At 67.7% G+C, this 11,100-nt stretch carries 10 protein-coding genes; 6 read left to right on the forward strand and 4 right to left on the reverse strand.

Translation table 11 applies throughout. The features are described 5' to 3' along the window. Both HY68_RS10515 and rpsF read right to left on the reverse strand, forming a co-directional pair. The coding region (locus tag HY68_RS10515; RefSeq protein ID WP_041987335.1) for a single-stranded DNA-binding protein at window positions 1–449 on the reverse strand (449 nt) is incomplete at its 3' end. Window positions 450–526: 77 nt separating this feature from the next. After that, window positions 527–817: a 30S ribosomal protein S6 gene (gene rpsF, locus HY68_RS10520; protein WP_040023256.1), complete on the reverse strand. Its 291-nt coding sequence runs from the start codon at window positions 815–817 to the stop codon at window positions 527–529. Window positions 818–1,101: 284 nt separating this feature from the next. On the opposite strand from rpsF, the gene HY68_RS10525 reads away from it, so the two are divergent. The 3 genes from HY68_RS10525 to HY68_RS10535 all read left to right on the forward strand — a co-directional run bounded on the left by HY68_RS10525 (window position 1,102) and on the right by HY68_RS10535 (window position 3,755). Continuing rightward, entirely contained in the window at window positions 1,102–1,404 is a 303-nt protein-coding gene (locus HY68_RS10525) for a hypothetical protein (protein WP_041987338.1), read from the forward strand. Window positions 1,405–1,514: 110 nt separating this feature from the next. Further along, window positions 1,515–2,633: a peptidoglycan bridge formation glycyltransferase FemA/FemB family protein gene (locus tag HY68_RS10530; protein WP_041987339.1), complete on the forward strand. Its 1,119-nt coding sequence runs from the start codon at window positions 1,515–1,517 to the stop codon at window positions 2,631–2,633. Window positions 2,634–2,723: 90 nt separating this feature from the next. After that, entirely contained in the window at window positions 2,724–3,755 is a 1,032-nt protein-coding gene (locus tag HY68_RS10535) for an alanine racemase (RefSeq protein ID WP_041987342.1), read from the forward strand. A 23-nt stretch (window positions 3,756–3,778) separates the two neighbouring features. Here the strand turns inward: HY68_RS10535 and HY68_RS10540 are convergent, their stop codons facing one another. Further along, window positions 3,779–5,269: a glycosyltransferase 87 family protein gene (locus HY68_RS10540; RefSeq protein WP_041987345.1), complete on the reverse strand. Its 1,491-nt coding sequence runs from the start codon at window positions 5,267–5,269 to the stop codon at window positions 3,779–3,781. A 117-nt stretch (window positions 5,270–5,386) separates the two neighbouring features. After that, window positions 5,387–8,068, reverse strand: a complete 2,682-nt coding sequence (locus HY68_RS10545) for a transglycosylase domain-containing protein (RefSeq protein ID WP_078863531.1) — start codon at window positions 8,066–8,068, stop codon at window positions 5,387–5,389. A 361-nt stretch (window positions 8,069–8,429) separates the two neighbouring features. On the opposite strand from HY68_RS10545, the gene HY68_RS10550 reads away from it, so the two are divergent. The 3 genes from HY68_RS10550 to HY68_RS40035 form a co-directional block, all read left to right on the forward strand. Next, complete coding sequence (locus tag HY68_RS10550; protein WP_041987351.1) at window positions 8,430–9,158, forward strand: PadR family transcriptional regulator; 729 nt, start codon at window positions 8,430–8,432, stop codon at window positions 9,156–9,158. 59 nt (window positions 9,159–9,217) lie between these two features. After that, complete coding sequence (locus HY68_RS10555; protein WP_041987354.1) at window positions 9,218–10,300, forward strand: inositol-3-phosphate synthase; 1,083 nt, start codon at window positions 9,218–9,220, stop codon at window positions 10,298–10,300. Between the two features lie 97 nt (window positions 10,301–10,397). Then, window positions 10,398–11,100 (forward strand): MFS transporter (locus HY68_RS40035; protein WP_041987356.1); only part of this gene is annotated, 703 nt, incomplete at its 3' end.

Consider the following 11,100-nt stretch of genomic DNA (forward strand, 5'->3'; position numbering starts at 1 on the left):
GCGGGTGCACCGCCGCCGCCCTGCTGACCGCCGCTGCTGGGACCGCCGCCCCAGCTGCCGCCGCCGCCCTGCTGGCCGCCCCGGCCGGTGGTCTTGGTGACCTTGGCCGTGGCGCTCTTGAGACTGGGGCCGACTTCCTCGACATCCAGCTCGTAGACCGTGCGCTTGACGCCCTCGCGGTCCTCGTAGGACCGCTGCTTCAGCCGGCCCTGCACGACGACGCGCATGCCTCGCTGGAGCGACTCGGCCACGTTCTCCGCTGCCTGACGCCAGACCGAGCAGGTGAGGAAGAGGCTTTCGCCGTCCTTCCACTCATTGGTCTGGCGGTCGAACATACGGGGAGTGGACGCGACGCGGAACTTCGCGACCGCCGCACCGGACGGGGTGAAGCGCAGCTCGGGGTCGTCGACGAGATTGCCGACGACCGTGATGACGGTCTCGCCTGCCATGGGTGAACCTCTCGGCGGGGATTGCTTCTGGCTGCTTGCTGCTGCTACTCGAACCCGATGACCGCTGAGCTAGACGCTCAGTGGGTCTCGGGACGGAGGACCTTGGTCCGGAGGACCGACTCGTTCAGGTTCATCTGTCGGTCGAGCTCCTTGACGATCGCGGGCTCGGCCTGCAGATCGATGACCGAGTAGATGCCCTCGGGCTTCTTGTTGATCTCGTAGGAGAGACGACGACGGCCCCAGGTGTCGACCTTCTCGACCTTTCCGTTGCCCTCGCGGACGACGGAGAGGAAGTTCTCGATCAGCGGGGAGACTGCTCGCTCCTCGAGATCGGGGTCGAGGATGACCATCACCTCGTAGTGACGCATGTAAAACCCACCTCCTTTGGACTCGGCGGCCACGGTCGTTCCGTGGCAGGAGGGTCGTGATGCGTAGCAACGGTATCCGCCGCCACTGACAATCAGGCTCGGGATTCGAGGGATGATCGTTTACTGGCTCGGGCAGACACCGCCGCAGACCGTACAGAGTACCTGTCGGGCGGCCCCCGGTTGAAATCCGGGCGCTACTGGACGCAATCTGGACGCATCGGGGTAGGTATGGGTGTGTGCGGCGCTAAGGTGCGCCGTCGTTCGGCAACGCCAGGAGGTGCCTCATGGCACAGGCAATGCGATCGAATTCCGCAGGCTCCCTCTTCGCCACCGACGGCAAGGTGCATCCGCTCCAGGACACCCTGGTGGCGGTCACCCTGGTGCTGGGTGTGCTCGCCTTCACCACGGCGTGGTTCCACAACCTGCATCTGCTGACGTCGGTGGTCGGCGTCATCGGGATCCTGACCGGCGCGTACGGCCAGTACGTGTCCGTGACGACCCGCGAGAGGTTCCTGGTCATCCTGGGTCTGGGCGCCTCCGCCATCGGGTTCTTCCTCGGTATGGCCCACGGCGGCTTCTTCCAGTAGGGCGTCACCGCCGCACGGCCAGTCTGGGCGCTCCGAGGGGGCAGTAGGCTTCGGCGCGAGAGCCGGAGCCCCTGTATCCATGGGGACACACCTGCCGAGGAGCGCCCCGCATGAGTCTGACCCTGAGGACCATCAGCCGAGAGCAGCATCTGGCGTACATCCAGAGCCTGCCCGCGGCGAGTCACTGCCAGGTCCCGGCATGGGCTGATGTCAAAACGGAATGGCGTTCCGAGAACCTTGGCTGGTTCGACCAGAACGGACAGCTGGTGGGCGCCGGCCTGGTGCTCTACCGCCAGCTGCCCAAGATCAAGCGCTATCTCGCGTACCTGCCCGAGGGCCCGGTGATCAACTGGTACGCCCCCCACCTCGACGAGTGGCTGCAGCCGATGCTGGCGCATCTGAAGGAGCAGGGTGCCTTCTCCGTGAAGATGGGCCCGCCCGTGGTGATCCGCCGCTGGGACTCCGTCGCGATCAAGTCGGGCATACAGGACCCGGACGTGAAGCGGCTGCGTGACGTCGAGGCGACGCACATCGAGCCGCGCGCGTTCGAGGTGTCGGAGCGGCTGCGGAAGATGGGCTGGCAGCAGGGCGAGGACGGCGGCGCCGGCTTCGGCGACGTCCAGCCGCGCTACGTCTTCCAGGTGCCGCTGGCCAACCGCTCGCTCGACGACGTCCTCAAGAGCTTCAACCAGCTGTGGCGGCGCAACATCAAGAAGGCCGAGAAGGCCGGCGTCGATGTCGTCCAGGGCGGCTTCGAGGACCTCGGTGAGTGGCAGCGGCTGTACGAGATCACCGCCGAGCGCGACCACTTCCGGCCGCGGCCCCTGTCGTACTTCCAGCGCATGTGGACGGTCCTGAACACCGAGGACCCCAACCGCATGCGGCTCTACTTCGCCCGGCACGAGGGTGAGAACGTCGCCGCGGCGACGATGCTGATCGTCGGCGGCCACGTCTGGTACTCGTACGGCGCGTCCGCCAACCACAAGCGCGAGGTCCGGCCGTCGAACGCGATGCAGTGGCGCATGCTGCGCGACGCCTACGCGATGGGTGCGACCGTCTACGACCTGCGCGGTATCTCCGACTCGCTGGACGAGACCGACCACCTCTTCGGTCTGATCCAGTTCAAGGTGGGTACCGGCGGCGAGGCCGTCGAGTACATCGGGGAGTGGGACTTCCCCCTCAACAAACTGCTGCACAAAGCCCTGGACATCTACATGTCCAGGCGCTGATCCGTGGGAGTCTCCCGTTAAGACCCCAAGACCCTCACATCCCTTCATATCCTTCATACACCGCAGCCACGAGAAAGGTTCCGGACCGGCATGGCGCTCTCCCTCTACGTCGACACCGCGCGCTGGCGGGCGCACCAGAAGTCGGTCATCGAGCAGTTCCCGGGGCTGGTCCCGGTCTGCAAGGGCAACGGCTACGGCTTCGGCCACGAGCGGCTCTCCGACGAGACGACCCGCTTCGAATCCGACATGCTCGCCGTCGGGACCATCTACGAGGCCGCCCGTATCAAGGACTGGTTCAGCGGCGACCTGCTGGTACTGACGCCGTTCCGGCGCGGCGAGGAACCGGTGCCGCTGCCCGACCGGGTCATCCGTTCCGTGTCCTCGGTGGACGGGGTGTTCGCCCTGGTGGGCGCCCGCGTCGTGATCGAGTGCATGTCCTCCATGAAGCGCCACGGCGTCAAGGAGGAGGAGCTCGGCCAGCTGCACGCCGCCATTGAGGACGTACGCCTGGAGGGCTTCGCCCTGCACCTGCCGCTGGACCGTACGGACGGCTCCGACGCGGTGGAGGAGGTCATCGGGTGGATGGACCGGCTGCGCGCCGCGCGGCTGCCCCTGCACACGATGTTCGTCAGCCATCTGCGCGCCGAGGAGCTGGCCCGGCTGCAGCAGCAGTTCCCGCAGACGCGGTTCCGCGCGCGTATCGGCACCCGGCTGTGGCTGGGTGACGACGAGGCGACGGAGTACCGCGGCGCCGTCCTCGACGTCACGAAGGTGGTCAAGGGCGACCGGTTCGGCTACCGCCAGCAGAAGGCGGCCGCGGACGGCTGGCTCGTGGTGGTGGCGGGCGGCACGTCGCACGGGGTCGGTCTGGAGGCCCCGAAGGCCCTGCACGGTGTGATGCCCCGTGCGAAGGGTGTGGCGCGGGCGGGTCTCGCGACGGTCAACCGCAATCTGTCGCCGTTCGTGTGGGCGGGCAAGCAGCGCTGGTTCGCCGAGCCGCCGCACATGCAGGTGTCCATCCTGTTCGTACCGGCCGACGCCGAGGAGCCCCGGGTGGGTGACGAGCTGGTGGCGCATCTGCGGCACACGACGACCCAGTTCGACCGGATCGTCGACCGCTGACCCCGAGGCCCTCAGACGGCCGCTCAGGCGTCTTCGGAGGGCCTTCCCCATTCGACCTCGGTCCATGGCCCGCTCCTGTCCTCCCGTGGACCGGGGCGGGCGGCGTCGCCCAGGACGAACACGTCGGGCGCTCCGTCGAGTACGCCGCCCGACGGGTCGTCGGAGCCGTCGGTGCGTACGCCGTCCCGCTCCGGCAGCAGCGCGTCGCGCACCACCAGCGCGCACAGGTAGAGCGTGCCGGCCAGATGGATGGCGATGGCGAGCTGGTAGCCCTCGGTGGGCAGTCCCTTGTGGGCGTCGCCGCTGCTGGTGTACGCGAGGTACATCCAGATGCCGAGGTAGTACATGACCTCGCACGCCTGCCAGATCAGGAAGTCGCGCCAGCGGGGCCTGGCCAGGGCCGCCAAGGGGACCAGCCACAGTACGTACTGCGGCGAGTAGACCTTGTTGGTGAGGATGAAGGCGGCGACGACCAGGAAGGCGAGCTGCGCGAAGCGGGGCCTGCGGGGCGCCATGAGGGCGAGCGCCCCGATGCCCGCGCAGGCGAGCAGCATCAGCAGCGTCGCGTACGTGTTGACGGTGCCGACCTTGAAGCCGCTGCCGGTGCGCTGGGTGATGATCAGCCAGAAGGAGCCGAAGTCGACCTGGCGTTCCTGGCTGAAGGCGTAGAACTTCTTCCACCCTTCGGGTGCCAGCAGCATCACCGGCAGGTTGACCACGAGCCAGGCGCCGGCGGCGCCGAGCACCGCCGCCCCGTACGCGCGGTACTTGCCGGCCCGCCAGCACAGCACGAGCAGCGGCCCCAGCAGCAGGACGGGGTAGAGCTTGGCCGCCGTGGCGAGCCCGATGAGGATGCCGAAGGCCAGGTTCCTGCCGCGTGACCACATGAGCATGGCCGCCGCTGTGAGGGCGACGGCCAGCAGGTCCCAGTTGATGGTGGCGGTGAGCACGAAGGCGGGCGCGAGCGCGACCAGGAGGGCGTCCCAGGGGCGGCGGCGGTGGGTGCGCGCTGTGCAGACGGCGATGACCGCCGCGCAGACCGTCAGCATGCCGGCGTTGACCAGCCAGTACACCTGCTCGCGGTGTATGAGCGTGCCGCCGCTCGGCGTGAACCAGGAGGCGACCTGCATGAACAGTCCGGTGAGTACGGGGTACTCCAGGTAGTCCATGTCGCCGCTGAGCTGGTCGAAGTACGGAATCCGGCCGTCCGCGAAGCCGCGCCCGAGGTAGAGGTGCGGGATGTCGGAGTAGCAGGCGTGGGTGTACTGCGAGCTGGTGCCGCGGAACCACGCCCAGTCGTAGCAGGGCATCTTCTGCGCCAGGCCGAGCGCGAACATGCCGAGCGCCACCAGCGCGACGACGCGTACGGGGGTGAGCCGGCTGCTGCCGAGCCAGGCCCAGCGGCCGACCGGGCCGCCGATCAGTTCGCTGCCCGCAGCGGCGACGCTGTCACGCCGGGTGGGCGCTACGACCGACTGGTCCTGGTGCACGGTTGTCTCTTCTGCGCTCGGCATGCTGGACATCCTGCCGTACGCCGCTGTGCGCATGGCGAGGGCCGCCGCACCGAGGCGTACAAGGTCTGTACGCGCTTGGTGCGGCGGCCCTGGAGGAACACGGTGCAGAGCGGCCTGTCAGCCGCCTGGGCCGCCGAAGAAGCCTCCGTCGTCCTGGCCTCCGCCGTCCGGATTCCCGGTGTTCTGGCCGCCTCCCTGGTCCGTTCCGCCCTGGTCGCCGCCCGGCGGTGTGGTCGTCGGGGTTCCTTCGCCGCCGTTCCCGCCGTTGTCGCCGCCCTGGTTCGCGCCGCCCTGGTCGGCGCAGCCGAAGAACTTGTCGCAGCTCGGGCTGGACGGCGGCGGGGCCTGGGACGACGAGGGGGGTGCCTGCGTCGTCTCCGACGGTGTCTCGGAGGGCGTCTCGGACGGTGTCTCGGTGGGCGTGGGCTTCGGGCTGCTGGCACCGCCGCCGAAGACCGCCGAGCCGATCGGCTCGGGCTTCGGGAAGGTGAGGGCCTCTTCCCCCTTCAGCGCGCCTTCCATGTAGTCGTGGAAGATCTCCGACGGGAACGAGGCACCGTGGATCTTCGCCTGGTTGCCCGTGCCGTACATCTCCAGGAACTTGCGGTCCTTGGCGTCGGCGTTGTCGTCGAGGCGGTACATGGAGATCGCGGTCGACAGCTGCGGGGTGTAGCCGACGAACCAGGCGGACTTGTTGCCGTCGGTCGTACCGGTCTTGCCGGCCACCTGGCGCCCCTTGAGCTGCGCGTTCGTACCGGTGCCCTTGTCGACCACGGTCCGTAGGACGTCGGTGACGTTGTCGGCGACCTGCGTCGAGTAGGCCCGCTTCGCCTTGTCCTCGTGCTTGTAGACGACCTTGCCGCCGTGCTGCACCTCGGTCACCGAGTACGGGTCACGCTGCTCACCGTGCGCGGCGAAGGTGGAGTAGGCGCCCGCCATGCGGATGGCGCTGGGGTCGGAGATACCGATGGAGAAGGACGGCACGTCGCTGCGCGACAGGGACGACTTCAGCAGCCCCGCGTCGACCGCGGACTGCCTGACCTGGGGGATGCCGATGTCCATGCCGAGCTGGACGTACGGGGAGTTGACCGACTCCCGCATGGCCTCACGCAGGCTGATCGGGCCGAAGCTGTCGTTGCCGTCGTTGGTCTGCAGCCACTCCTTGCCCTCCTCGTTGTGCCAGATCGAGCCGTCGTAGTTCTTGATCTTCAGCTTGTTCTTGCCGCTGTAGCGGCTCTTGTCGGGCGAGACGAGGATGCGCGAGTCCACCCCCTGCTCCGCGCCGAGCTTGGGATCCCTGACGCCGTCGGTCATCGCTGCCGCCAGCACGAACGGCTTGAAGGTCGAACCGACCTGGGCACCGGTCTGGTCGGCGTTGTCGGTGAAGTGCTTGGTGGCGTCCTGGCCGCCGTAGATCGCGACGATCTTGCCCGTCTCCGGGTCGACCGAGGCGCCGCCGAACTCGACATGGGTGTCGGTCTTGGGGCGCTTCTTCGGGTCGATGTTCTCGTCGTAGACCTTGGTGACGGCCTTGGTCAGTTCCTGGACCTTCTTCTTGTTGAAGGTCGTGTGGATCTCGTAGCCGCCGTGGGTGAGGTCCTTCTCCGTGATGCCCTGGGTGTTGTTGTTGACGAAGTTCGCCTTGGCCAGGTCCACCAGGTAGCCGGTCTGACCGCCCAGCTGGGCGTTCTTCTTCGGCGGATCGGGCATCGGGAAGGTCGGGTACTTGGCCCGTTCGGCGGCGCTGAGGTGCTTGTCCTTGACCATCTCGCCGAGGATCCAGTTCCAGCGGTCCTTGGCGGCGGCGGTGTTCGCCTCGCGGGTCGCCGCCGGGTCGATCTCCGGGGCGCCGGCCGGGTCGAAGTAGGTCGCGCCCTTGAGGAGCGTGGCCAGGAAGGCGCACTGGCTCGGATTCAGGTTCTTGGCGTCGATGCCGTAGTACGTGCGGGCGGCGGCCTGGATGCCGTAGGCGCCGCGTCCGTAGTACGAGGTGTTCAGGTAGCCCGCGAGGATGTCGGGCTTCTCCATGTCGGTGCCGACCTTGATCGAGATGAAGAGTTCCTTCATCTTGCGGCTGATCGTCTGGCTCTGGTCACCGAGGCGGGCGTTCTTCACGTACTGCTGGGTGATGGTCGAGCCACCCTGGGTCTGGCCGCCCTTGGCCATGTTGACGAAGGCGCGGGCGATACCCATCGGGTCGACGCCCGAGTCGTCCCAGAAGGTCTTGTTCTCGGCGGAGACGACCGCGTTCTGCATCGCCTTCGGGATCTGGTCGATCCCGATGACCTGCCGGTTGACCTCACCGCCGGTGGAGACCATCGGCGTGTTGTCGTCCCAGTAGTAGACGTTGTTCTGCGCCTGGGAGGCGAGGCTGGGGTTCGGGACGCCGACCATGGCGTACGCGATGGTGCCCGCGGCCATGAGCGAGCCGACGAAGCCGATGACGAGACCGCTGGTGAGCTTCCACGACGGCATCCAGCGGCGCCACCCGTACTTGTCGTAGCGCGGGTAGTCGATCAGCCGCTTCTTCGAAGGACCGCGGCTGCGGCCTGCGCCGGCCGATCGTCCTGGACCGGTCTCAGCCGCACGCCTGCGGCCGCCACGCTGGGCGCGCCTGGCCTCGGCCCGGCCACCGTAGGTGCGGGCGTCCTCCTCGTGCGGAACAGAGGCCGAGGCAGCCGGTTCGGCTCCTCGGGACGGGGCTGCGCGGCGGCCGGAAGGCTGCGGTGCTGCACGCCTGGCCGCGGCACGTCCGCCACCCTGTGGCTGCTGTGGCGGTTTACGACGGTGCTCGCTCATCGAACGACTACTCCTCGGGCAGGCGCGAACGCCTGGAAGCGGCAGTTGAGTTCCGGTCCCCCCGACCTGAATACGGATGAGGCGTCCTGGGCGCTCATCCGCCATGCGTCCGGTAAGCCGACGCTCACGGGCGTCATGCGGTCTCCGGTGGTCTGCATGCCGCACAGACTACGCACGGTCAAAACCCGCCCAGTACTGAAGTTCACCCCAAACCACGCAAGTTGCTCGCTGTGAATTGACGATGTGACGGCCTTCACCGTGTCCCCTCTTGTCGCAACTGCAACTTCGTTCTATCGTCCTGATGTATCGAGTCGATACATCAGCGCGGCATAAGTGTCCCGGACGACGAAGGAGGCGAGGGGTGAGCAGACGCTCTGGCATCCTTGAGTTCGCCGTCCTGGGTCTGCTGCGTGAATCCCCGATGCACGGCTATGAGCTGCGCAAACGGCTCAACACGTCGCTGGGGATCTTCCGGGCGTTCAGCTACGGAACCCTATATCCGTGTCTCAAGACGCTGGTCGCCAGCGGCTGGTTGATCGAGGAACCGGGCAGTGCTCCGGAGGACGCGCTCGCCGCGTCACTCGCGGGGCGGCGCGCCAAGATCGTCTACCGATTGACGGCGGAAGGCAAGGAGCACTTCGAGGAACTGCTCTCGAGTGCCGGGCCCGACGCCTGGGAGGACGAGCACTTCGCCGCTCGTTTCGCCTTCTTCGGCCAGACGGAGCGTGAAGTACGGATGCGGGTGCTGGAAGGCCGCCGCAGCCGGCTGGAGGAGCGTCTGGAAAAGATGAGCGCCTCCCTGTCCCGGACGCGCGAGCGTCTGGACGACTACACGCTGGAGCTGCAGCGGCACGGCATGGAGTCCGTGGAGCGCGAGGTCCGCTGGCTGAACGAGCTCATCGAGAGCGAGCGGTCAGGGCGGGATCAGCGACGATCCGACCCGGCCGGTGCCGCCCAGCACGAAGACACACCTGAGAACCACACACCGGGAGAAACGGATGGCCTGCCCCGGAGCCGGGATGCCGCATCTGCCGGGGGTACGCCCCCGCGGCATCCCGGACCGGATCCGTCCGCCGACACCGCCAAGTGAGGCCCGCATTTCCGTCGGGCCTCAGCAGAAACACCGAGAACACACAGGGAGCAACAGGAATGGGTTCGGTTCGCGTAGCCATCGTCGGCGTGGGGAACTGCGCCTCCTCGCTGGTTCAAGGCGTCGAGTACTACAAGGACGCTGACCCGGCGGGCAAGGTGCCGGGTCTGATGCACGTCCAGTTCGGCGACTACCACGTGCGGGACGTCGAGTTCGTGGCCGCCTTCGACGTCGACGCGAAGAAGGTCGGTCTCGACCTCGCTGACGCCATCGGTGCCAGTGAGAACAACACCATCAAGATCTGTGACGTGCCGTCGACGGGCCTCACCGTCCAGCGCGGCCACACCCTTGACGGTCTGGGCAAGTACTACCGCGAGACCATCGAGGAGTCCGACGAGGCTCCGGTCGACATCGTCCAGACCCTCAAGGACCGTCAGGTCGACGTGCTGGTCTGCTACCTGCCGGTCGGTTCGGAGTCCGCTGCGAAGTACTACGCGCAGTGCGCCATCGACGCCAAGGTCGCCTTCGTCAACGCCCTCCCGGTCTTCATCGCCGGCACGAAGGAGTGGGCGGACAAGTTCACCGAGGCCGGTGTCCCGATCGTCGGCGACGACATCAAGTCCCAGGTCGGCGCGACCATCACGCACCGCGTCATGGCGAAGCTCTTCGAGGACCGCGGCGTGGTCCTGGAGCGCACGATGCAGCTGAACGTCGGCGGCAACATGGACTTCAAGAACATGCTTGAGCGCGAGCGTCTCGAGTCCAAGAAGATCTCCAAGACGCAGGCCGTCACCTCGCAGATCCGTGACCGTGACCTGGGCGCCGACAACGTCCACATCGGTCCTTCGGACTACGTGGCCTGGCTGGACGACCGCAAGTGGGCGTACGTCCGCCTTGAGGGCCGCGCGTTCGGCGACGTCCCGCTGAACCTGGAGTACAAGCTGGAGGTCTGGGACTCCCCGAACTCCGCCGGTGTCATCATCGACGCCGTGCGCGCTGCGAAGATCGCCAAGGACCGCGGCATCGGCGGCCCGATCCTCTCCGCGTCCTCGTACTTCATGAAGTCCCCGCCGGTCCAGTACTACGACGACGAGGCCCGCGAGAACGTCGAGAAGTTCATCCGCGGCGACGTCGAGCGCTGAATCACCGCTCCACAGCGTCCATGAGAAGGGTCCCCGGGCTGCCCGCCCGGGGACCCTTCTCGTACGTGCCTCACGGATATGTGTGACGCTGATCCACATGCCCGTCGTAGGTGATCTGCGCGTACTCCTGCGCCTGCCCGATTTCCGCCGCCTGCTGGCGGTCCGGCTGCTGTCGCAGGCCGCCGACGGGGTCTTCCAGGTGGCGCTGGCCACGTACGTCGTCTTCTCCCCCGAGAAACAGACCTCGCCCGCCGCCATCGCCTCGGCCATGGCGGTCCTGCTGCTGCCGTACTCACTGATCGGCCCGTTCGCCGGAGTCCTGCTGGACCGCTGGCAGCGCCGGCAGGTGTTTCTCTTCGGCAACCTCCTGCGGGCCGTGCTGGCCGGCTGCACGGCCGTCCTCGTCGTGGCCTCCGTCCCGGACTGGCTCTTCTACGTCTCCGCGCTGTCCGTGACAGCGGTCAACCGGTTCGTGCTCTCCGGGCTGTCGGCCGCCCTGCCGCATGTGACCGGCGCCGAGCAGCTCGTCGTCGCCAACTCGCTCTCCCCGACCGCCGGCACCCTCGCCGCGACGCTGGGCGGCGGGCTCGCCTTCGTCTTCCGGCTGACGGTCGTCGACTCCGACGCCGGCGTCGTCCTGCTGGGCTCTGTCCTCTATCTCTGTGCGGCACTCACCTCGCTCCTGATGGCCCGCGAACTGCTGGGTCCCGACCGAGTACCTGACCGGCCACGGCTGACCGACGCGCTCGCCTCCACGCTGCGCGGGCTCACCGCCGGGCTGCGCCATCTCGCCGAGCGGC

Source organism: Streptomyces sp. AcH 505 (assembly GCF_000818175.1).
Lineage (GTDB): Bacteria > Actinomycetota > Actinomycetes > Streptomycetales > Streptomycetaceae > Streptomyces.

Coding starts and splice junctions, on each gene's coding strand:
- rpsF (WP_040023256.1), bottom strand. CDS start 817: ATGCGTCACTACGAGGTGATGGTCATCCTCGACCCCGATCTCGAGGAG.
- HY68_RS10525 (WP_041987338.1), top strand. CDS start 1,102: ATGGCACAGGCAATGCGATCGAATTCCGCAGGCTCCCTCTTCGCCACC.
- HY68_RS10530 (WP_041987339.1), top strand. CDS start 1,515: ATGAGTCTGACCCTGAGGACCATCAGCCGAGAGCAGCATCTGGCGTAC.
- HY68_RS10535 (WP_041987342.1), top strand. CDS start 2,724: ATGGCGCTCTCCCTCTACGTCGACACCGCGCGCTGGCGGGCGCACCAG.
- HY68_RS10540 (WP_041987345.1), bottom strand. CDS start 5,269: ATGCCGAGCGCAGAAGAGACAACCGTGCACCAGGACCAGTCGGTCGTA.
- HY68_RS10545 (WP_078863531.1), bottom strand. CDS start 8,068: ATGAGCGAGCACCGTCGTAAACCGCCACAGCAGCCACAGGGTGGCGGA.
- HY68_RS10555 (WP_041987354.1), top strand. CDS start 9,218: ATGGGTTCGGTTCGCGTAGCCATCGTCGGCGTGGGGAACTGCGCCTCC.